The organism is Winogradskyella psychrotolerans (assembly GCF_018860545.1).
Taxonomy (GTDB): Bacteria; Bacteroidota; Bacteroidia; order Flavobacteriales; family Flavobacteriaceae; genus Winogradskyella; species Winogradskyella psychrotolerans_A.
Genome location: NZ_JAHKPN010000052.1, coordinates 369,895 through 392,464 on the forward strand (window position 1 = coordinate 369,895; position 22,570 = coordinate 392,464).

The 22,570-nt window shown below is 33.2% G+C and carries 25 protein-coding genes and 1 pseudogene; 11 read left to right on the forward strand and 15 right to left on the reverse strand.

Annotated features, from left to right (window positions below; all coding sequences use genetic code 11):
- Window positions 1-80: 80 nt before the first annotated feature.
- From KO515_RS17555 to KO515_RS17580, 6 genes are all read right to left on the reverse strand, one after another.
- Entirely contained in the window at window positions 81-968 is an 888-nt protein-coding gene (locus KO515_RS17555; protein WP_215937635.1) for a DUF4835 family protein, read from the reverse strand.
- Complete coding sequence (gene coaBC, locus KO515_RS17560) at window positions 961-2,172, reverse strand: bifunctional phosphopantothenoylcysteine decarboxylase/phosphopantothenate--cysteine ligase CoaBC (RefSeq protein ID WP_215937636.1); 1,212 nt, start codon at window positions 2,170-2,172, stop codon at window positions 961-963. The genes KO515_RS17555 and coaBC overlap by 8 nt, the downstream gene beginning before the upstream one ends.
- Window positions 2,173-2,186: 14 nt before the next feature.
- Window positions 2,187-2,513: a DNA-directed RNA polymerase subunit omega gene (locus KO515_RS17565; protein ID WP_215937637.1), complete on the reverse strand. Its 327-nt coding sequence runs from the start codon at window positions 2,511-2,513 to the stop codon at window positions 2,187-2,189.
- A gap of 11 nt (window positions 2,514-2,524) precedes the next feature.
- On the reverse strand, window positions 2,525-3,325 hold the full coding sequence (locus KO515_RS17570) for an outer membrane protein assembly factor BamD (RefSeq protein WP_215937638.1): 801 nt from the start codon (window positions 3,323-3,325) through the stop codon (window positions 2,525-2,527).
- 107 nt (window positions 3,326-3,432) lie between these two features.
- Window positions 3,433-4,317 carry a 4-hydroxy-tetrahydrodipicolinate synthase gene (dapA, locus tag KO515_RS17575; protein WP_215937639.1) on the reverse strand — a complete coding sequence of 295 codons (885 nt, stop codon included), beginning with the start codon at window positions 4,315-4,317 and terminating at the stop codon, window positions 3,433-3,435.
- The gene (locus KO515_RS17580; protein ID WP_215937640.1) at window positions 4,317-4,835 is read right to left on the reverse strand and encodes a DUF6913 domain-containing protein; all 519 of its coding nucleotides are present in this window, start codon (window positions 4,833-4,835) and stop codon (window positions 4,317-4,319) included. Before KO515_RS17580 ends, dapA begins: the two co-directional genes overlap by 1 nt.
- 71 nt (window positions 4,836-4,906) lie before the next feature.
- Here KO515_RS17580 and KO515_RS17585 point away from each other — a divergent pair, with 71 nt between their 5' ends.
- Window positions 4,907-5,665 carry a 5'-nucleotidase C-terminal domain-containing protein gene (locus tag KO515_RS17585; protein ID WP_215937641.1) on the forward strand — a complete coding sequence of 253 codons (759 nt, stop codon included), beginning with the start codon at window positions 4,907-4,909 and terminating at the stop codon, window positions 5,663-5,665.
- Between the two features lie 3 nt (window positions 5,666-5,668).
- The gene (locus KO515_RS17590) at window positions 5,669-6,583 is read left to right on the forward strand and encodes a bifunctional metallophosphatase/5'-nucleotidase (protein ID WP_215937642.1); all 915 of its coding nucleotides are present in this window, start codon (window positions 5,669-5,671) and stop codon (window positions 6,581-6,583) included.
- A 70-nt stretch (window positions 6,584-6,653) separates the two neighbouring features.
- On the opposite strand, the gene KO515_RS17595 is transcribed toward KO515_RS17590, so the two are convergent.
- The 5 genes from KO515_RS17595 to KO515_RS17615 all read right to left on the reverse strand — a co-directional run bounded on the left by KO515_RS17595 (window position 6,654) and on the right by KO515_RS17615 (window position 11,561).
- The gene (locus KO515_RS17595) at window positions 6,654-7,436 is read right to left on the reverse strand and encodes a hypothetical protein (protein ID WP_215937643.1); all 783 of its coding nucleotides are present in this window, start codon (window positions 7,434-7,436) and stop codon (window positions 6,654-6,656) included.
- A 66-nt stretch (window positions 7,437-7,502) separates the two neighbouring features.
- Window positions 7,503-9,497 (reverse strand): NAD-dependent DNA ligase LigA, encoded by a 1,995-nt coding sequence (gene ligA, locus KO515_RS17600; protein WP_215937644.1) that lies wholly within the window; start codon window positions 9,495-9,497, stop codon window positions 7,503-7,505.
- 2 nt (window positions 9,498-9,499) lie between these two features.
- A complete protein-coding gene (locus tag KO515_RS17605) occupies window positions 9,500-10,171 on the reverse strand; it encodes a hypothetical protein (protein ID WP_215937645.1) in 672 nt (223 codons plus the stop codon).
- 1 nt (window position 10,172) lies between these two features.
- Window positions 10,173-11,066, reverse strand: a complete 894-nt coding sequence (gene prmC / locus KO515_RS17610; protein ID WP_215937646.1) for a peptide chain release factor N(5)-glutamine methyltransferase — start codon at window positions 11,064-11,066, stop codon at window positions 10,173-10,175.
- 3 nt (window positions 11,067-11,069) lie between these two features.
- Window positions 11,070-11,561, reverse strand: a complete 492-nt coding sequence (locus tag KO515_RS17615; protein ID WP_215937647.1) for a GNAT family N-acetyltransferase — start codon at window positions 11,559-11,561, stop codon at window positions 11,070-11,072.
- Between the two features lie 49 nt (window positions 11,562-11,610).
- On the opposite strand from KO515_RS17615, the gene KO515_RS17620 reads away from it, so the two are divergent.
- The 5 genes from KO515_RS17620 to KO515_RS17640 are packed head-to-tail and all read left to right on the forward strand — an operon-like array spanning window position 11,611 to window position 15,131.
- Window positions 11,611-12,069 carry a hypothetical protein gene (locus KO515_RS17620; RefSeq protein WP_215937648.1) on the forward strand — a complete coding sequence of 153 codons (459 nt, stop codon included), beginning with the start codon at window positions 11,611-11,613 and terminating at the stop codon, window positions 12,067-12,069.
- A 33-nt stretch (window positions 12,070-12,102) separates the two neighbouring features.
- Entirely contained in the window at window positions 12,103-13,074 is a 972-nt protein-coding gene (ribD, locus tag KO515_RS17625; protein WP_252723900.1) for a bifunctional diaminohydroxyphosphoribosylaminopyrimidine deaminase/5-amino-6-(5-phosphoribosylamino)uracil reductase RibD, read from the forward strand.
- Window positions 13,061-13,678: an HAD family hydrolase gene (locus KO515_RS17630; RefSeq protein ID WP_215937650.1), complete on the forward strand. Its 618-nt coding sequence runs from the start codon at window positions 13,061-13,063 to the stop codon at window positions 13,676-13,678. Before ribD ends, KO515_RS17630 begins: the two co-directional genes overlap by 14 nt.
- Window positions 13,675-14,526: an EamA family transporter gene (locus KO515_RS17635; RefSeq protein WP_215937651.1), complete on the forward strand. Its 852-nt coding sequence runs from the start codon at window positions 13,675-13,677 to the stop codon at window positions 14,524-14,526. Before KO515_RS17630 ends, KO515_RS17635 begins: the two co-directional genes overlap by 4 nt.
- Entirely contained in the window at window positions 14,526-15,131 is a 606-nt protein-coding gene (locus KO515_RS17640; RefSeq protein WP_215937652.1) for an IMPACT family protein, read from the forward strand. The genes KO515_RS17635 and KO515_RS17640 overlap by 1 nt, the downstream gene beginning before the upstream one ends.
- On the opposite strand, the gene KO515_RS17645 is transcribed toward KO515_RS17640, so the two are convergent.
- Window positions 15,126-15,533 carry an acyl-CoA thioesterase gene (locus KO515_RS17645; protein ID WP_215937653.1) on the reverse strand — a complete coding sequence of 136 codons (408 nt, stop codon included), beginning with the start codon at window positions 15,531-15,533 and terminating at the stop codon, window positions 15,126-15,128. The two genes, KO515_RS17640 and KO515_RS17645, sit on opposite strands and share 6 nt — an antisense overlap.
- A 200-nt stretch (window positions 15,534-15,733) precedes the next feature.
- Between KO515_RS17645 and dnaA the strand changes: the two genes are divergently transcribed.
- From dnaA to KO515_RS17665, 4 genes and pseudogenes are all read left to right on the forward strand, one after another.
- Window positions 15,734-17,161, forward strand: a complete 1,428-nt coding sequence (dnaA, locus tag KO515_RS17650; protein WP_215937654.1) for a chromosomal replication initiator protein DnaA — start codon at window positions 15,734-15,736, stop codon at window positions 17,159-17,161.
- 12 nt (window positions 17,162-17,173) lie between these two features.
- Window positions 17,174-17,628 (forward strand): annotated as a pseudogene (locus tag KO515_RS17655) (low molecular weight protein-tyrosine-phosphatase).
- A gap of 69 nt (window positions 17,629-17,697) precedes the next feature.
- Entirely contained in the window at window positions 17,698-19,119 is a 1,422-nt protein-coding gene (locus tag KO515_RS17660; RefSeq protein WP_215937655.1) for a PQQ-dependent sugar dehydrogenase, read from the forward strand.
- Window positions 19,119-19,835, forward strand: a complete 717-nt coding sequence (locus tag KO515_RS17665) for an SAM-dependent methyltransferase (RefSeq protein WP_215937656.1) — start codon at window positions 19,119-19,121, stop codon at window positions 19,833-19,835. Before KO515_RS17660 ends, KO515_RS17665 begins: the two co-directional genes overlap by 1 nt.
- Window positions 19,836-19,841: 6 nt before the next feature.
- Here the strand turns inward: KO515_RS17665 and KO515_RS17670 are convergent, their stop codons facing one another.
- The 3 genes from KO515_RS17670 to mltG form a co-directional block, all read right to left on the reverse strand.
- On the reverse strand, window positions 19,842-20,498 hold the full coding sequence (locus KO515_RS17670; protein ID WP_215937657.1) for a peptidoglycan-binding protein LysM: 657 nt from the start codon (window positions 20,496-20,498) through the stop codon (window positions 19,842-19,844).
- A gap of 118 nt (window positions 20,499-20,616) precedes the next feature.
- Window positions 20,617-21,522: a DUF2279 domain-containing protein gene (locus tag KO515_RS17675; protein ID WP_215937658.1), complete on the reverse strand. Its 906-nt coding sequence runs from the start codon at window positions 21,520-21,522 to the stop codon at window positions 20,617-20,619.
- A gap of 3 nt (window positions 21,523-21,525) precedes the next feature.
- Complete coding sequence (gene mltG, locus KO515_RS17680; RefSeq protein ID WP_215937659.1) at window positions 21,526-22,569, reverse strand: endolytic transglycosylase MltG; 1,044 nt, start codon at window positions 22,567-22,569, stop codon at window positions 21,526-21,528.
- Window position 22,570 lies beyond the last annotated feature (1 nt).

The following is a 22,570-nucleotide window of genomic DNA, read 5'->3' on the forward strand; positions in this document are numbered from 1 at the left end:
AATTATATTGGAAATATGATGGAGTTATTAAAGCCTTCAGTTTTACCCCAGAACCTATAGAAAGGCGTGTTGATAAAAACTCAATACTTAATATTTCTCCATTTTTGAGAGTGCATTGGAGCTATTCTATTTAAGATATCTGTTGCGTCAGCAATATTAACATTTGGCCCACCAGATAAAACATCTAGAATTTCATCAGCTTTAGCATCAAAAAATACACGCATCAAATAAGAATTAGGTCTAGATCTATGCACATTTTGCAAATCATCTAATGCCGCTATAATCTTAGTTTTACCTTCTTTTACATTTTCATTCATAAGGTCTAAACCACCTCTATGATAATTGTACATAGCCAACCGTATATCTTTGTAAGACGGCGACATTAAACTATTAATTAAAGCAAAACGGGATTGTAATCCGTCTTCTAATTTCCAACCTTGTCCGTTAAGTTGTTGAGAATAGTTTGCGATAATTTGGGCTTGTTTAAAATACTCATCTCCACCGTTAAGCTCAAAGGTATCAGCATCCATGCCTAAAATCATATATACATGAAATGATAATACAGAAATTAAGTTCGATTCAAATTGACCTTCATTGAATACTAAATTTTGAAACTCTAAATACTCAAAATTAAAAGTCTTATCGTTATAATTATATACAGGTGAGCTGTAACTAGAATTAAAAATAGGTCGGGATGAAGATACTTGAAGCGATGCTGAAAATAAATTATTACTTTGTTGTGACACATTAATCACCATATTACAATTAATGCGCTCTACTGGACTAAACGCTTTACTTGTCCATTTTGTATTATTGATAAACTCTGTAAGTTGATTTCCTAAGGTTTTAAAAATAACATCATTTTCATTGCCTGTTTGCTGTGCAATAACATTCACTGTACAATTTAACTCTTGAGAAAATACTACAGATGTTAATAAAAAAGCAAATATAAAAATTAGGTTACGCATGAGTTTGTTTTAGTATTAAGTCCATTAAATCTACAGCTACGTCAGCTTTTGATTTTAATTCATTTTCAATAATAACGTTAGAAAACGTTATAAATGTAACTTTATTTGTTGACACTCCAAAACCAGCTCCTTTATCTTGTAACGAGTTGAGCACTATTAGATCTAAATTTTTAGACTTTAATTTTCCTTTAGCATGCTCTAAAGCATTTTGAGTTTCTAATGCAAAACCTACGAGAAATTGATTTTCTTTAATGTCTCCAAGCGACTTTAAGATGTCTTTAGTTTTTTCTAACTCAATAGTTAACGTCGTATCCTTCTTTTTTATTTTCTGAGACGCCACATTCTTTGGTCTATAATCTGCAACTGCAGCCGACAGGATAGCAATATCTGACGTGCTAAAATGCTTATGCACTTCATTATACATATCTTCTGCACTCACTACAGGTTTAACAGTGATACGGTTATTTGAAACTTTCTGATGAGTCGGTCCGGTGACTAAAACCACTTCTGCACCTAATTTAGATGCTGCTTTAGCAATTTCGAAACCCATTTTACCACTAGAATGATTACCTATAAAACGGACTGGATCAATAGCCTCATAGGTTGGGCCAGCCGTTAATAATACCCGTTTACCACGCAATGGTAATTGGTCTAGAATATCATTTTCAATAAAAGCAACAATATCCTCTGGTTCTGCCATTCTACCTTCACCTACTAAACCACTGGCGAGTTCACCAGTTCCTGCAGGTATTAGTTTATTTCCGAAAGACATTAGTTTTTGAAAGGATGTTTTGGTAGATTCATGCATATACATGTCTAAATCCATTGCTGGTGCAAAATACACCGGACATTTTGCAGAAAGGTAAGCAGCTAAAAGAATATTATCGCAAACACCATTAGCCATTTTAGCCATGGTATTGGCTGTAGCCGGAGCAATCACAAAGATATCTGCCCAAAGACCTAAATCGACATGGTTATTCCATACGCCATTATCATCATCTTCATCTATAAAAGACGAATAGACTGGGTTTTTTGATAGTGTGGAAAGGGTAAGTGGAGTTATAAACTCTTTAGAAGCAGGCGTCATAACGACTTTAACGTTAGCGCCTGCTTTAATGAATAATCTGACTAAACTGGCAGACTTATATGCGGCAATACCAGCAGTAATGCCCAATAAAATATTCTTATCCTTTAGAATAGACATCTAAGGCTTTTGGTTTATTTCTGAGAATCCTCAGTATTTCTATGATAAATCTTATTATCTAACCATTCTTTAACTGCTAAAGCGTGTGGCTTTGGTAATTTTTCGTAGAATTTTGAAACTTCAATTTGTTCTTTGTTTTCAAAAATTTCTTCAAGACTATCATTGTAAGTTGCAAATTCTTCTAATTTGTCTATTAACTCACGTCTAATGTCTGTATTAATTTGTTCCGCACGTCTTGAAATAACTGAAATCGCTTCATAGATATTATCCGTTGCCGCATCAATTTCATTTCTATTGTAAGTAATTGTACTTACTGGCGCATCTGTCTTTTTTAAATCCATCGTTATAATGTTTAACTTTTAGTAGTAAACGTATTTAATTGTTGTTGTAATTCTTCATTCATTATTGTAGCCGCTTCCAAATATTCTGAATTAGGAAACGCTTTCTTCAAAGCTTTAAAATATCCGATAGCCTCTTTAAGACGATCTTCTTTTAAATAATCAATACTTAATATCGATAAATTGTAAGCGGAATCAAATCTGTAATAAAATGCCTCATGTCTTAAATCAGCACCAGGAAACTCGAGCATAAAATTATTAAACGCTTTAATAGACGCTTTATATTCACTTATAGTATTGTATTGCTTGGCTATTTCAAATGATTTTTTCTGCAATTTGAAATCCAACTCTTTCACCAATTCGTTAGCCTCACCTAAATATTGTGATTCTGGATATTGGTTTACAAACAACTGTAATTTCTCAATTGCTTCAATCGTTTCTTTCTGTTCTTTAGAATAGACCGGAGAATTATGATAGTACCCTTTAGCAGCTAAAAAAGACGCTTGTTCAGCTTTTTCACTTTGAGGATAAATATCTGTAAATTTATCAAAATGAAAACTTGCAATATAATAGTCCTTTAACTGATAAGAACACATAGCATGCATAAACGTTATTTTTTCCGCTTGTGGTTTTCCTCTAAACTGTTGAAGAATTTGATCCAACAATCTATAAGATTTATTCCATTTTTCGGCTTCGTAAAGTTCAGTAGCCATTTCGAATTTTGCAGCGGTATCTTCAGATTTTAGAGTTTTCTGAAAGTCGCTACAAGAAATAAGTAGAATACCGATAAGTAGTATGTAAAGTCCTTTCTTCATAATTTTAAACAGAATGCAAAAGTAAGCATTATTAACGGATTTAAAAAACAATTATTATCCGCTAAATTAAGTGTTGTATCTGGGCGAAAAACCTATTTATATTAAGTTTAACTTTTTCCTAGAATTTTTAACTCAGATTTAATGGTTTCATTCAATTGATCTGTAGCCTCAACAAGTGGTAAACGCACGTGTGGCTTAGAAATACTCAATGCGCTTAGAACGGCTTTGATGCCAGAAGGATTATTCTCAGAAAAAATGAGTCCTGTAATTGGCATTAACTTAAAATGAATATCATAGGCTTCCTTGGCTTTACCTGCTATTCCTAAACGTATCATTTCAGAAAACTCCTTTGGCAAAGCTTGACCAATAACAGATATCACACCAGATCCGCCAGCTAAAGCAACACCTAATGCTAAATCATCATCACCAGATAAGACTAAAAAGTCTTCAGGTTTTGTTCTTAATAACTCTAAATATTGATGAACATTGTTTCCTGCTTCCTTCACAGCAATAATATTATCGAAGTCTTTTGCTAATCGCAACGTGGTTTCAGGTAACATATTAGATGACGTTCTACCAGGAACATTATATAAAATAATTGGTTTTGGTGTTACCGCAGCAATAGCTTTAAAATGTTGGTAAATACCTTCTTGAGTTGGTTTGCTATAATAAGGAGATACCGACAAAACACCATCAATACCCGTAAAATCTGTTGCCTCTATTTCACTTATCACATTCGCCGTATTATTGCCGCCTATACCTAAAACCAATGGCAATCTTCCATTATTAATTTTAGTTATAAAGGTAATTAATTGCTTTTTCTCCTCTGGGGTCACTGTCACACTTTCGCCTGTTGTTCCACTTATAACTAAGTAGTCCGTTCCGTTAGCAATGTTATATTCTACCAAACGCTCTAAAGCATCAAAATCGATGGTTAAATCTGCGTTAAAAGGTGTAATTAGCGCAACACCTGTTCCTATAAATTTGGTCATTATAATTTATTTAAAATATTTAAGTATTTTTTCAATTCTTGTTTAAAAATGTTGATATCCTTTAAATTAATATCAATTATTAAATCGTATAAGCGTTCATCAAAATTAGATATGCCAACTTTAAAATTAGCCTTAGACGCAGCTGTTATCATATTCAACTGCAACACATTAGACTTATAAAAGCAAATCAACATATCATAAGGTTCATCTATAAAAGCTTGCAGGTCTAGATTTTTAATAGCTCCTTTCCATCCAAAGTCTTTTGGACTATAGTGGGTGTTCCACTTATTATGTTCCAATTTATCATCTAAAGTAAATGCTACAATTTTATGCTTTGGTGACGTTAAATTCAACTGCTTAAAATAAACTCTAAACACCTCAAATTCATGAAACTCACTCGCATTAAGCAATACCGCAATCGTCTTTACTTTATTGTTATTAACGGCAGGTTGACGCGTTGTCAATAAATTGTTGACATATTTTCGATTAGATTTTTCTTTAAATGCTTTTAAAATCATTTACCTTTAGCCTTTGTGCAAATTTAATAAAAGCACTCACATTTTATTATAAACTTCTTATAAGTTATTCAATGACTATTAAACATATTCTAAAACTCTGTTTATTGTTGCTCATTTTCTCTTGTGCATCAACAAATCTTACTAAGATTGAAGGCAAACGCATTGATATTGATGATACCCTGCAAACCAATCAGGCGATTGAAGATTTTATTGCACCTTATAGAACGCATGTAAATAAAAATATGGATAGCATAATTTCTTATGCCCCAGAGACCTTTTCTAAATCAGATGGGGAATTTAATACTGCTATTGGAAATTTAATGGCAGATGCGGTTTACAGCGAAAGTAATCCCGTATTTAACCAACGAACTCAAAAAAACATCGATTTTGTGCTGCTAAATCACGGTGGTATTCGATCTATAATTTCCAAAGGAGATGTAACCGTCAGAACAGCTTATGGTGTGATGCCTTTCGAAAATTCTGTTGTTGTCGTTGGGATCAAGGGAAATCAAGTTAATGATATGATGGAGTACCTTTCTAAAGCTAAACGTGCACATCCTGTATCATCACAATTACAATTAACTTTAGATAAAAAATCAGCCGTAAGTTCGGCAACTGTCCATGGCGAACCAATAGACGTAAATAGAACGTATTATATTGCTACCAATGACTACCTCTATAATGGTGGAGATGGTATGACGTTTTTCCATCCCAATGAAGGTTTACATGTTTTAAATTATAAAATTAGAGATGTTTTAATCGACAACTTTAAAAAGAAAGATACCCTGAACCCTAAACGAGATCAACGTTTTATACAATTAAAAGATTAAATTATGAAAAGAAGACAATTTATTCAAAAATCGACAGCTGCAACAGTTTTAGCTGGTGTTGGAGGTCTAAGTTTACAATCTTTTACCCCGTCTAAAACAAAGAAAATCACCATTCTTCACACTAACGATGTGCATAGTCATATTGACCCTTTTGGACCCGATGATGGCAGAAACGCGAATAAAGGTGGTGTTGCCAGACGTGCCTCTTTAGTAGAATCAATTAGAAAGGAGAATCCCAATACATTATTGCTAGATGCAGGAGACATATTTCAAGGCACACCTTACTTTAATTATTATGGCGGTGAATTAGAGTTTAAGCTCATGAGTATGCTAAAATACGATGTTGCTACTATAGGTAATCACGATTTTGACAATGGAATTGATGGCTTATACGCTCAGATTCCGCATGCAAAGTTTGAGTTTGTATCTGCTAACTATGACTTCACTAATACCGTAATGGATACGCATGTTAAGCCTTATAAAATTATCACTAAAGATGGCATTAAAATAGGTGTTTTTGGGTTAGGAATCCAATTAGATGGTTTAGTAAATAAGGACATGTATAAGGAAACTGTTTATCATAACCCTATTGAGATAGCCCAAGATATGTCACGTATCTTAAAAGAAGAACAGTCTTGCGATTTAGTGATTTGCTTATCTCACATTGGTTATTACTACAAGAATAATCCGGACAAAGTAAGCGATATTACTTTAGCAAGAGCAACTAAAGATATTGATTTAATTATCGGAGGACACACCCATACCTTTTTACCTAAACCAACGATTGAAAAAAACAGTGTTGGCAAAAATGTACTTGTGAACCAAGTGGGTTGTTTTGGTTTATATCTTGGTAAAATTGATTTTTATTTTGAACCAGGCAAGAAGGTTACGGCTGAAGGGGCGTCAATTATAGTTTAAATAATATTAGAGTCATCCTTTAAGCACATATCAAAAAACAATACGATTGGGAGTTCGATTCTAATAAAAATTAAGCATCAATAGGATCGTCAGTATACGCAGGAATAGGTTCACTTACAGCATGTTGCGACTGCAAGTAATAAAAGATAAATGCCACAACTAAAAAGAAAGAGTAAATATAACCCAAATTAGAATTAGTACCATCGATTAAAATATAGTAATATGCTAACTGAATAATCTCCGAGAACACAATAAAAATAGAGCCCAACAAAAATAACATAGACTTATAATTATTGCGATACATATAGTTAATGAGTGCAAATGATAGTAATATCATTACTACTGCATTATAAGTAAATTCTAAGGCATACTCATAATAGGTAAACGAACTTTTTGTAGTACTAGATATTAACGTTACACAAAAAATATCTAAAATCACCAATATTATTATAGGAACTGTTAATTGAGATAAGACTTTTTTGAAATTTAATTGTATAAACAGTTTAACAATGAGCACAGTATAAGAAACAATACTTAAGATGTTTGTTAAAAAATATAAGTAATCTATTTGCCCTTCAGGCACTGGCGTACGAAAACAAGCTAGGAAACCTAATACTTGTGCTACTGCAAAAACAACTAAAAATAAAATGAATAATTTTGATTTACGTTTGGTCCACCCCATATAAAGCCATATGAGCAAAACAAAAGCTACTGCACTCACTGCATCTCCTTCTATTTGCAAAGCAAAGCCTTGTAATAGTACGTAACTGATACCCAAAAGCACCAGTACGACTTTTAAAATTTTATTTACTAACATTAATCTTCCCTTATTAATTGAAGCAAATATAAACATTTTTTTTACATATAAACGTATAAATCAAGCATTTCGTCGAATAAAACACTTAAACCATGTAAGAATTTACTTCAACATATCTAAAAACGCCATTTCTGTAAGTATCTCTATATTTAAATTTTCAGCTTTTGTACGTTTACTTGGCCCCATTTTATCACCAGCAACGAGATAAGATGTTTTAGACGAAATAGATGAAGATACTTTACCTCCATTATCTTCAATTAGTTTTTTCAGCTCGTTTCTAGATATGGTTTCAAACACACCAGACACTACAATAGACAAACCTTTTAGTTTTTCAGTTTGGTTGGCTAATTTCTCTGCTGAGATTTCTAATTGCACTCCAAAACGTTTCAGTCGCTCTATAATTTGCTTATTTTCTTCCGAAGAGAAAAACTCTACAACACTCTGCGCAATGCGTTCTCCTATTTCATCAACTGTAACCAAATCTAATAGTGACGCAAACATTAAAGCATCAATAGATTTATAATGTTTTGCTAGTTTTTTAGCAACCGTTTCACCTACATAACGAATTCCTAAGGCAAATAGTACGCGCTCAAACGGAATTTGTTTTGAAGCTTTAATGCCATTAACCAAGTTTATAGCACTTTTTTCTGCCATACGCTCCAACGGAATCACTTGTTCAACAGTTAACTCATATAAATCGGAATAATTATGAATTAAACCCTCCTTAACTAATAAAGCCACGGTCTCACCTCCTAATCCATCAATATCCATGGCTTTTCTTGAGATGTAATGCTGTATTCTCCCAACCACTTGTGGTGGACACGCTATATAATTAGGACAGTAATGTTTAGCTTCACCTTCTAATCGCACTAATTCAGTGCCACATTCCGGACAATTAGTAATGTAGCTTGTCGGCACAGAATCTGCAGGACGCTTTGTTAAATCTACAGCAATGATCTTCGGAATTATCTCTCCTCCTTTTTCAACAAACACTTCATCCCCTACTCTTATATCTAATTTTTCGATCTGGTCTGCATTATGAAGTGATGCGCGTTTTACCGTGGTGCCAGCCAACTGTACTGGTTCTAAATTAGCCACTGGTGTTATGGCACCCGTTCTTCCCACTTGATAAGTAATTTCATTTAAACGTGTTGACACCTGTTCAGCTTTAAACTTATAGGCCATAGCCCAACGTGGTGCTTTGGCTGTAAAGCCTAATTCGTCTTGCTGATAGAGATTATTCACTTTAACCACCACACCATCTATTTCGTATGGTAAGTTATGTCTGTTGTTATCCCAATAATCTACATACTCTAAAACTTCATCAATAGATTTTACCAATTTAGCTTCTTTTGGGACTTTAAAACCCCAGGCTCTTGCTTTTTCTAAACCTTCGTATTGCGATGTGATATTCAGATTATTTCCTACGATACTATATAATAGACATTCTAAAGGCCGTTTTGCCACTTCTGAACTATCTTGAAGCTTTAAACTTCCTGAGGCTGTATTTCTTGGGTTTTTATAAGGCTCTTCTTCGTTTTCAATGCGTTCGGCATTCATTTTTAAGAAGCCTTCAATAGGTAGAACAATTTCTCCTCGTATATCAAAACGTTCAGGAAAATCGCCTTTTAATTGCAATGGCACTGTATTTATGGTCTTTATATTCGCAGTAACTTCATCACCTTGTACGCCATCACCACGAGTTACAGCTCTTAATAATTTACCATTTTCGTAGGTTAAACTAATTGAGGCACCATCATATTTTAATTCGCAAGTATAGTTGACATCTCCATCAACCATTTTCTTGATTCGGGTTTCCCAATCCAACAAATCTTCTTTAGAATAGGAATTATCCAAAGAGTACATACGAGAATCATGAACTGTAGTTTTAAAATTCTTGGTCACCTCTCCTCCTACACGTTGCGATGGCGAATTAGCATCAAAAAACTCAGGATGCTTTTCTTCTAAAACTTGAAGTTCTTTTAATTTTAAATCAAATTCATAATCACTTATGGTGGCATCATCTAAAATGTAGTAATTGTAATTATGCTGACGCAATTCTTCTCTAAGTGCCTCTATTTGTTGTTGTATGTTCATTGCTATGGAATGTAAATAATCCGTTTTATGTTTAAGACTTCATCTATAAAAAAAGTGACATTATAGCCCAAATAGCCATCACTATTTCCCATTCTAATAATAATTTCTTTATCGTAATAATAAGCTTCAGTTAAATCGAAGTTAGGCTCATATAAATCTTCAAAATAACGTTTATCGATTTCAACAATGTTATTGCTTAAATCTAAATACATTTTAGAAATATAAGAATTAGGAACATCTTCTGCCCCAACAACATCATGATTATCAATTTGAATGATATTTAAGCTATCACTGTCATAAGTAAGTTTTGATTTTGTTTTATCAAACTTTGACTTATGAATTACAACTTCCATGTTTTTGGTGTATAAACTAATAGAATCTGAATTAATTCGTTTTACAAAAGGTTCGTAATCAAAACTGTAATCAATATTTGTATCACTTTCTAAAAAATCATACCCAACAATGGTATCTGTGACAGTTTCAAAATCATAAAGTTTAATATGGTAAAACCGTTCTTTTAATTCTTGTAGTTTTTGTTTAACCAACTCATCTTGCTTATTTATTGTTGATAGTGTATCTATAATAATTATATCCTCAACCACCATTTGGGCTTCCTTTTTCTTTTTACAAGAAAAACAAAGTACTAAAATCAGAAGTAAAACTAATTGCCGCATCCTATATTTTTTCACCTTTCAACATCCTATCATTTCCGTTTAAATCCTTCAATAACTCAACATCTTTAAATTTAGCATCAACTAACAATTGCTTGGTATCCTCTCCAAGATATTGATTAATTTCAAAATACAAATGACCTTTTGGTTTTAAGTTGTTTATCGCGAAATCTGTTATAGCCTTGTAAAATACTAACGGGTTATCATCGTCTACAAACAACGCTAAATGCGGTTCGTTGTCTAAAACATTAGGTTTAATTTCTTGCTTTTCTAGGTTCCTAACGTATGGTGGATTGGACACAATGACATCAAACAAAAAGCCCTTCTCTCGCGAAGCGACATCTTCCCAAAGGGAAGAATTTTCAGCAACCTCTATAATATTTGCTTCTATAAATGTGATTTCTACGTTATTTAGCTTTGCATTTTGTTTGGCAACTTTTAAAGCTTCTTTTGAAATATCCAATGCATAAACTTTTGCATTGGGCAAGTTTTTCACCAGTGAAATAGCTATACAACCAGAACCTGTACCAATATCTAAAATTTTAAGTTTAGAAACTTTGTTCTGTTGAGAATGACCTTTAATAATTAAATCCACGAGTTCTTCCGTTTCTGGTCGTGGAATTAATACATTTTCATTCACTTTAAAAGGCAATCCATAAAATTCGGTTTCGCCTAGTAAATATTGAATTGGTTGTTGTTGTTTTAAATGTTCTAAAGCTTTAAAAAAAGTTTCAGTTTCAGGCTTTGTAATGGCTAATTCTGGCTCTAAAGTCAATTGTATTCTTGCTATATTTAAATAATACTCAGTACACAAATAGAACAAACTATCGACTTCATGCTGACCATAAATAGCATCTAATTCGATATGAAATATATTCTGAAGCTCTTTTAATACCATAAATTATAAATCTTTAAGCATCCAAACTGTACATGAGTAGTGCCCCGTGTTTCCAAGTGGTTTGTCAATCGATTTAAAACCTACCTTTCTGTATAATTTACGTGCATCATCCATATATGGTAAGGTTTCTAAATAACATTGCTCAAAACCAACTTGCTTGGCAAAATCGAGACATTTTTGCATCATCTCACTTCCTAAACCTTTACCTCTAGCTTCTGGCATAAAGTACATTTTTTGTAATTCGCACACATTACCTTCATAATTATCTAAAGGTGAAATTCCGGCGCCACCAATAATGTCATTGCCATCTTCAACTACAAAATACGCCTTCTTTGGTGCGTCGTAGGTTTCCGTCATACAATCTAAAGCCGAATCTTCATAGGCTGTGCCCACTTTAGGCACTCCCATTTCTATTAAAACATTCCGAATCGCCTTAGCAATTTTAGGATTATCCTTAACTTCAATTTCTCGAATAACAATAGTATCTTTACGCACTCAATAATTAGGTTTTAGCAATTTCAAAAATACGTATAAAAACAATTTTATGTTTAAAAGACTCTTAATGTTTTCTCTAACTTTTACATTACTTTTCAACTGTGCTATTACTAAAAAGCCAGAATTTGTAAGACTCGATAACGTTGAAATATTAGACTCTAGCTCTAAGGCTATTACACTAAAAGTAGATGCCTTATTCTTAAATAAAAACCATGTTGGTGGTACATTAAAAACAGACGATTTTAAGGTGTACATCAATGACATTGAAGTTGCAAATATCATTTCAGATGAATTTGATGTTCCTAAACGAGAAAATTTTACAATCCCCTTAACCGTTGCCGTGGACACAGAAAAACTTGTTGACAAGAGTAGTTTAGGTGGATTACTTGGAAGCCTAATAGCTCAAAATTTAAAAGTGCATTACAAAGGCGATATCAAATATAAAATTATGGGCTATTCCTCTACATATACCGTTGATGAAATTCAAGATGTAAAAATTAAACTCTAGTTGACTACGCACGAGACTTATATAAAACGCTGTTTGCAAATTGCAAAAAACGGATTGGGAACCACGAGACCTAATCCTATGGTTGGTGCAGTGATTGTTTATGATGACTGTATTATTGCTGAAGGATTCACAAGTGCATATGGCGGCAATCATGCCGAAGTCAATGCTATAAATGCCGTAAAAGACCTATCCCTTTTAGCTAAAAGCACCATTTATGTGACATTAGAACCTTGTAGTCATTTTGGAAAAACACCACCTTGTAGTGACTTAATTATTTCGCATCATATTCCGAATGTAGTAATTGGTTGTATTGACGATAATCCTGAAGTTGCCGGTAAAGGCATCGCCAAACTTAGGGCTTCTGGTTGCCATGTTACTGTTGGTGTTTTAGAAGCAGAATGCAAAGCACATCTCAAACGATTTTTCACCTTTCACAATAAAAAGCGTCCTTATATTATATTAAAGTGGGCAGAAACTGCTGATGGTTTTATTGCTCCTTTAAAAAAGGATGAACAAAAACCCGTTTGGATTACGAATCCATATTCACGGCAATTGGTACATAAATGGCGTGCTGAAGAACAAGCAATTTTAGTGGGAACAAATACTGTTGTAGCAGACAATCCAAGTTTAACCGTCAGAGATTGGTCTGGCGAAAACCCTGTGAGAGTGGTTTTAGATAGAACTTCAAAATTACATACGGATTATGCTGTTTTTAATGCTGAAGCTAAAACGATTAGAATAACTTCCGAAGAGATAGATTTTGAACAACCCATAGCCATTCAAATTGCGACATTATTATATGATAAAAATATAAACTCTGTAATTATTGAAGGTGGCTCACAAACGTTACAAACGTTTATAGACGAAAAACTTTGGGATGAAGCCAGAGTTTTTACAGGTAAAACCGAATTTAAAACAGGTGTCAAAGCACCACAATGCACTGGGAATTTAATTTCCGAAACAACCATTAAAAATGATACTTTAAAAATATATGCAAAAGATTAAGACTATAATTTTCGATTTTGGAGATGTATTTATCAATCTTGATAAGCAAGGTGCAATGCAACATGCTTTAGATTTATTCAATCTAAAGACCTTTGAAGCGGATATGATTGGAATCAATGAATTATACGAAGTGGGAAAGATTTCGACTTCAGAATTTATTACGTTTTATAAATCAAAATTTCCTAAGGTTAGCGAAACAGCACTTATTAAAGCTTGGAATTGTATCATTAAAGATTTTCCAGCATACCGATTAGAGTTTATTAAAAACTTAGCGCTTCAAAAAAAATACAAGCTTATATTATTAAGTAATACTAATGATATGCATATTGATTATGTAAAGGAAACGGTTCCTTTTTTTGAAGAATTTAAGTCGTGTTTTGATGTCTTTTATTTATCCCAGCAAATTCATTTTAGAAAACCGAATACAGATATTTTTGAATTTGTGTTAAATGAAAACAAACTTAATGCTAGTGAATGTCTATTTATTGATGACACTAAAGACAATACAGATACTGCAGGCCAAATGGGATTCCACACTTGGAACATCGATGAAACTCAAGAAGATGTCATCACACTTTTTGAAACTAAAAAAGAGCTCTTTTGATATATTTATTTTTAAGCGTATTATCATCTACGGCAATTTTTGTGTTATTTAAACTTTTTAATAAGTATAAGATTGACACCTTACAAGCTATAGTAGTAAATTACATTACAGCTTTTTCTTTTGGCGTATTATTTAACGATACACAAATCACTTTTTCTGAAATCGTACAATCCAATTGGTTTATTATTGCCGTTGGCTTAGGCTTTTTATTCATCTTTATATTTAATGTGATGGCGCTCACTGCTCAGAAAAATGGCCTTTCGGTTGCATCTGTATCGAGTAAAATGAGCTTCATAATTCCGGTATTATTCGGTATTTATGTAAATCATGAAAGCACAGAAACTCAAAAACTAATAGGAGTTGCTTTAGCTTTAGTTGCGGTCTACCTCACCTCTGTTAAACAAAATGAGAATGCCGTTATAGCAAAATCTATTTACTTACCAATTATTCTTTTCTTAGGCTCTGGCATCATTGATACTTCGGTCAATCATTTTGCACCAAAAGGCAATATTCCGTTGTTTTTATCCTCTATTTTTAGTGTCGCAGCACTGATTGGTATATCTATAATCGCTTATAAAAGCAGTGTAAACAAAAGCACATTTCAACTAAAATGTATACCATTTGGCATTCTATTAGGCATTGCCAACTATGGTTCAATGTATTTTCTTTTATTAGCTTTACGATTAGAAAACACAGAAAGCTCAACCATATTCACCGTAAACAATATTGCAATATTAGCCTTATCAACCTTGGTCGGACTAATTTTATTTAAAGAAAAGATTTCAAAGAAAAACTGGATTGGTATTACCCTTGCTTTTATTGCCATATTATTAGTAACATTAGTATAATGGAAAACGATTTATACAAAACAATACTCAAACCAGCAGAAGGCGCATTATTTAAAGATAAAAACAGTAAGTTTTATGGATTTGCATTACCTGTAACTGACGAAAATCAAGTAAAAGAACATTTAGAACGTATAAAGAAAGCACATTATTCAGCAAGACATTGGTGCTACGCTTATCAAATAGGTACCGAAACTATTCAATACAGAGCGAATGACGATGGTGAACCAAACAATTCTGCCGGAATGCCAATCTATGGCCAAATACAATCTTTTGAAGTTACCAACATTCTAATTATAGTCGTTAGATATTATGGTGGAGTAAAACTTGGTGTTGGAGGCCTAATTAACGCTTACAGAACAGGAGCGCAATTGGCCTTAGAAGCTTCAAAAATTATAGAAAGAACGATAAATAAAAAATTTCAACTCAATTTCGAATATAATAACATGAGTAAAGTGATGCGTTTATTAAAAGAAAATGATGTTGAAATTATAAATCAAACTTTAGAGCTCGATTGTTTGCTAGAAATATCTGTCAGAAAAAACAACAGCACTAAAGTGTATGAACTTTTTGATCAATTTTTCGGAGTTGAAATCAAAGAATTATAACGAATAATTATGCAGTTTATCTAAAAGATATTTTGGACAACGCGTAGGTCTATTCCTTTCCTTGTTAATAAACGCTAAAATCGTAGTACCAGTAGCTAAAATAACGTCCGATTCATTTCGCAATTCATATTCAAATTCAATAGTTGCTGTCGGCATCTTTTTCAATGTCGTTTTTACTTTAAGCACATCGTCATAACGTGCTGAACTTTTGTAATTTATAGCTAGAGAAACCACAGGCATCATTATCCCATCAGCCTCCATCCCACTGTAGCTAAGGCCAAACTCTCGCAACCACTCTGTTCTACCCACTTCAAAATACGCGGCATAATTGCCGTGGTACACAACTCCCATCTGGTCAGTCTCTCCATAGCGAACTCTAATACTTGTTTCATTATAATTCATATAAAAATGATTTAATTAAGAAAAAATTTTGTAATTTTCAAATGTTTTAAACATGAGGAAAAAATTCTAAATATTCAATGTAATTTGATTTTTTTATTAAGAATTTTGTTCACATATTTGTCCTGTTGAAAACTACTAGAGAATTCCAATTCTCTTTTTTTTTGCTAATATAACTAACAACACAAAACTTAACTTAACGAATGGAGATCACAGCGCAATCTGTATGGAGTAATTGTCTCGCTTTTATAAAAGATAATATACAACCACAAGCCTATAAAACTTGGTTTGAACCTATAGATGCCGTTAAACTTTCGGGTAATGCACTGAGCATTCAAGTTCCTAGTAAATTTTTCTATGAGTGGTTAGAAGAGCATTATGTAAAAATCTTAAAGGTTTCTCTTACAAAAGAATTAGGTGCTGAAGCTAAATTGGTGTACGTTATTAAAATGGAAAACACCTATGGCAATAAACAGCCGTTTACAGAAAAGATTCCTAGTGCAAACCGTTCAGCGTTAAAATCGCAAGACGTCGATGTTCCTTTTAATAATAAAAGTCCTGAACTCAGAAATCCTTTTATCATTCCTGGAATTAGAAATGTAAAGATTGAATCGCAACTTAATCCAAGTTATAGTTTTGAGAACTTCTTGGAAGGAGACTCTAACCGTTTAGCCAGAAATGCAGGAATTGCAGTAGCTAACAAACCAGGAGGAACCTCTTTTAATCCGCTTTTGATTTTTGGTGGTGTTGGTTTAGGAAAAACACATTTGGCACATGCTATTGGTGTTGATATTAAAGATAAATATCCTGAAAAAACAGTTTTATATATTTCTGCTGAAAAATTCACACAACAATATATAGACTCTGTTAAAAAGAATAATCGAAACGATTTTATTCACTTCTATCAAATTATAGATGTTCTTATTATAGATGATGTACAATTCTTGTCTGGTAAAACAGGAACACAAGATGTTTTCTTCCATATATTTAATCACTTACATCAAAACGGAAAGCAAGTTATTTTAACGAGTGACAAAGCTCCCGTAGATATGCAAGACATTGAGCAACGCTTATTATCGCGTTTTAAATGGGGACTTTCTGCAGAATTACAAACTCCGGATTTCGAAACTAGAGTTTCTATTTTAAAGAACAAGCTTTATAGAGATGGTGTTGAAATGCCTGAAGACATTATAGAATATGTTGCAAAACATATTAAAACGAATGTTAGAGAGCTAGAAGGAGCTATTATTTCACTAATTGCACAGTCGTCTTTTAACAAAAAAGAAATCACCATTAATCTTGCAAAAGATATTGTAGAGAAGTTTGTTAAGAATACAAAGCGTGAAGTTTCTATTGATTACATTCAGAAAGTCGTTTCAGATTATTTTCAAATGGACGTCAATACATTGCAATCAAAAACACGTAAACGTCATATTGTTCAAGCACGCCAATTAGCCATGTTTTTCGCTAAAAAATACACAAAAGCATCTTTAGCTAGTATTGGTTCTCAAATAGGACAACGTGATCATGCCACTGTATTACATGCTTGCAAAACCGTTGATAATTTATCTTCAACTGATAAGCAATTCAGAAAATATGTTGAAGACTTATCTAAAAAATTAGCCCTTTAATTACATTATAATATGACGCGTATCTTAATGGTGTGCTTAGGTAATATTTGCCGTTCGCCATTAGCTCATGGCATCATGCAATCTAAACTCTCTGAAGATCATTTCTATATTGATTCTGCTGGTACAGGGGCTTATCATGTTGGAAATTCTCCTGATACACGTTCCATTGCAGTTGCTAAACAACATGGTTTAGATATTAGCACACAAAGCGCCAGACAATTTAAAGTGTCCGATTTTGATGATTTTGATGTAATATATGCGATGGATGATTCTAACTATAACAACATCGTTAGTTTAGCTAGAAATCATAATGATATAAAAAAGTATCGTTGTTTCTTGATGCCAATTCTTTAATTCAAAACAAGAACGTCCCTGATCCTTACTATGGAGGTCAAGACGGTTTTAAATATGTTTTTGATCTTATCAATGAAACTTGCGACATACTTGTTAAGAAACTAATTAACTAATACTTAGACGTTTTCATTCAATTAGAAGTCATTTTTTTGTAAATTAGTACCTTAACCACTCCATTAATTATGAAAACGACTATATCACTTTTTTTTACAGCCTTCATATTTTTTCAATATACTAATGCTCAAGAATTAGAACTAGAACTCATCGCTTCTAATTTAAATAGTCCTGTTAGCATTAAGCACGCAGGAGATGACAGGTTGTTTATAGTAGAACAAGATGGCCTAATAAAAATAATAGATGCTCTTGGCACGTTACAGACGACTCCATATTTAGATATCAACAGTAGTGTTATAAATTCAGGGTCAGAAAGAGGTCTTTTAGGCCTAGCATTTCATCCAAATTATGATGAAAATGGTTATTTTTTTGTCAACTATATTAACAACTCTGGGGACACTGTAATTTCAAGATTTACAGTAGATGATACCAATAGTGAAGTGGCAGACCCAGATTCCGAACTTATAATATTGTCTTACGATCAACCATATTCAAATCACAATGGTGGGGATTTAGCTTTTGGTTCTGATGGTTATCTCTATATATCTTCTGGAGATGGAGGTTCAGGTGGAGACCCTGAAAATCGAGCACAAAACAAATTGAGCTTTTTAGGAAAAATATTACGATTAGATATTGATACACCCACAGAAACCGAAAACTATAGTATACCGACGGACAACCCTTTTAGTGATGACAGTAATGCTTTACCCGAAATTTGGGCTTACGGACTTAGAAATCCTTGGAAATTTTCTTTCGACCGACTTAATGGAGATCAATGGATTGCAGATGTGGGCCAAAGTGATTATGAGGAAATCAATAGAGCCTCTGCTTCTGATGCATCTACTGGATTAAACTATGGCTGGAAATGCTACGAAGGTAATGATCCATACGACACCGCTGGTTGTGCAGATCAAAGTACATATACGTTTCCAATCAGTGGTTATAACCATTTTGGAGATGGTGCTCCTAAGTGCTCAATCACTGGTGGCTACAGATATAGAGGTACAACGTATCCTAATTTTTATGGCTGGTATTTCTTTGCAGATTATTGCAGTCAAGAAATTGGATATTTAGTTTATGATGAAGCTAATGACACATGGAATAGTACTTTTCAACAATTTTCAGGACAATGGTCTGCATTTGGTGAAGACGTGAATGGAAATATTTATGTTTCAGATATTTCTGGCGGACATATTTATAAACTTACAGATCCTACCTTAAGTAATAATGACTATTCATTATCAGAAATCTCAATTTACCCAAATCCTACGAAAAATACCTTTAATATTAATTTTGGTTCCAATAGTAATATAGATGCTATAACTGACATAGCCATTTATGATATACAAGGTAAAAGACTAAAATCGATACATCGCAACACTGAAATAATTCAAACCGTAAATACTACCAAATTGTCCAACGGTATTTATATTTTAAAAATAAATATTGAAAACGGAAAACAAAGCACACATAAACTAGTTATACATTAATGAGCAATACCAAAGGAAAACTATATCTAATACCTACACGACTAGGTGACAATCCACCTCTTGAAGTTTTACCTATTTCAATTAAAAAAATAGTTGAAGACATTGATTTTTACATCGTTGAAAACGAAAAGACAGCACGTCGTTTTATAAAACGTATTTCACCTGGAAAATCACAACCTTCACTAAAACTTCAAGTTCTAAATAAATACACTACAGAAGCAGAACGCAATACCTTTTTAAATCCATGCTTAGAAGGCATCTCGATAGGATTACTGTCTGAAGCGGGTTGTCCTGCCATTGCTGATCCCGGCGCTGATATTGCCGCTTTGGCTCATCAAATGGATATAAAAGTGGTTCCACTTGTTGGACCTTCCTCTATATTATTGGCCCTAATGGCTTCGGGAATGAATGGCCAAAGTTTTACTTTTAACGGCTATTTACCAATTGATAAAAGTGAACGGAAAGCAAAATTAAAAACTTTAGAACGCATATCTTCAGAACATAACCAATCTCAAATTTTTATAGAAACTCCTTATAGAAATATGAAAATGCTCGAAGATTTAACCCATATCCTTCACCCTAGTACAAGACTTTGTGTGGCCTGTGACTTAACACTACCTACTGAGTTTATAAAAACAATGCCGGCAAAAGATTGGAAACACAATAAAGAGGATCTACATAAGAGACCTACTATATTTATTATTCAGAAAGATTAATTGAGGCTAGAGTGTTACTCTAGCCTTTTTATCTGGAATAATCATAGACGTATCATAACCAGAAAACTTTTTCATATAATACTTAACAGAGGAACCATAAGCGTCAGACAGATTATGACCTCCATAACTACGTAAAAATTTCTTAACATTACCAGGACCGGCCAAATGTGCAGCAGCTAAAATCCCAGATTCAGTAATTTTTACACCTGCAATTTTCTGACCTTCAAAACGTTTAATATCGTTTCTAAGCACCCATTTATTACGTTCTGCATTCGCGATAAATGCTTTTTCTTGTAATTCTGGATTATATAAAAATTGATTAGGAGTATAAATACCTATTAATTTTAAAGTTTCTGTACCAAATTGATACTTGCCTAAATAGCCTAATGTATTTACCGTAAAATAGTCTCCTCTAGATTCTTTAAAAGCCAAAGCTTCTTTAAAACCTTCAAAAGATTTACCCAAATGTGGTGTAAATAAATTATGCTTCACGTTATGGTCTTGAGAAACCATCCCTAATTCTTCAGAAATATTATAATTGAGCTCTAATCCTTCGGTAGAATACATATCTGGATTAAGAGAAGAATCTGGATACAAGGCTAATGCCATAAGTACACAAATTGAAAATGGTATTACTATATTCTTAACGCTACTTTTAATCATAACAGCTAAATTTTTACAGTAAAATAGTTTCCCCAAACTATCATACAAAATTCGCGTGCAAATATACGACATTTTTTCAATTACTGAAAACCAGCCGATTAAGTGCTCATTTATCCACCTAAAAGTAGATATAATAGCCTTTTACATGTGCATTACTGCTAATCTCCAACGTAGGAAATGGTACCTTAATAACGTTAAAAACATCAAATAATGTTTTTAAGAAGTGAGAATTTGTTTGAATTCGGGTTAAATCAATATCTAAACTTAGGTAATATTGACGTGTTCTGTTTTGATTTAAAAATTGAGGATCATAGGCATCGCCTGATAGCATGCCTTCTGCTCCATACCCAAAAGCTAAATTTAACCAATTAGGAATAGATTCTGTTTTTAAAAATGAATTAATGTTCACACTTAACCAATACGTTTGTCCATTATAATCTTTTAAAAATTCTTCGGCTAAACCGCTACCCAATTTATTTGGTCGCTGCTTTGCGTATTGTGTTCTATGAAATGAATACTTTAATACAATGCGCTGTTCTTCCCAAAGTAATTCTTGTCCTATATGTAACCCTGTTCCTGTGGCATTAGCTGCCATATCTGTCCATGAAAATCCCCATTCCTCTGAAAAACCATCCATAACTTCAACAGCAGTTAAAAACCCGAAACCTAAAGTAGAACCATAAAGTAGTTGGTTTTTTTCGCTAACACCTGCCCAATTCAATGTGTTTGTTCCTAACCTTCCCAACTGATAAGACGAAAACACATGCCCCATTTTATCCATTTGTAACCATTCACCACTATCGTTCAACGTTTTAAAATTTGAACGTGGATAATCTGCATACCATAATTGATTAAGTCCTATTAAAGTAGAAGTTGCCAAAGTAGCTTCTGAAATAACAACCGTATTACGACGCGATATATCTAGTGTATCACTTGGTTTTAAAAACTGATTGAACTGAGATTGCGAAAAAAGCGAAGCATTTGCAACAAAGAATACTATTATATAGACAAGAGTTCGCTTCAAAGCCTATTTATTAATCCCTTGAGACGATAAGTATCTGTGATATTCTCTAGCATTATTGTTATGTTGCCCTAATGTTTTTGCAAACTTATGGTAACCGATTCGTTTAGCATCTGCAGCAAAATAGAGGTAATTATGCGTTTCAGGATTTAAAACCGCTTTAATAGCAGACAAATCTGGCATGGCAATAAGTCCTGGAGGTAGGCCAACATTTTGATACGTATTATAAGGAGAGCTAATATCCTTATGAACATTTAATACACGCCTAATAATTGTGTTTTGGTATTGTGGTAATTGATAGGCTGCAAACTTCAAAGTAGGATCTGCTTGCAAGGGCATGCCTATTCGTAAGCGATTTAAATACACCCCAGCAACTCTTGGTTGCTCGTCTGCTTGTTTGGATTCTTCATGTACTATGGACGCTAATGTTATCACTTCATTAGGTGTTAAATTCAATGCTTTTGCCTTTGCTTTTCTAGCCTCTGTCCAAAATCGATTGTATTCAACCAACATTCTATCTCTAAATGTCTCAGCTGAAGTATTCCAGAAAAATTCATAACTATTCGGTAAATACATCCCAAGAGCTGTAGCTTTATTGAAACCATTTTTAGTTAAAAATGTGTCATCTAACATCACTTTTTCTAAGGTTAAACTATCAGCTTCAATTTGCATACTTATACGTCCCGCCAAATCTTTTATACTATGCTGATTGTTAAATGCTATTTTAACGGGAAGATTTTTACTTCGAATTGAATTAATGATTTCATTATTATTCATACCTTTAGTAATAGCAAATCGTCCTGCCTTAATATTGGTAGTGTATTTTTTTTGCTGTGCTAAGGCATCAAACGCATCCATATCATTTAGTAATGGCTCTAATTGCGATCTTACTTCGGCATATGATGCGTTAGTTGGAACATAAATATAGGCCTCGTCATTCTCAAAATTGGTGTTCGGTGAAAACATTGTTCCGTATATATAATACGCAAATGCTCCACAGCCTATTAAACCAATAAGAGCAACAGCCCAAAGAATCTTTTTAATATACATA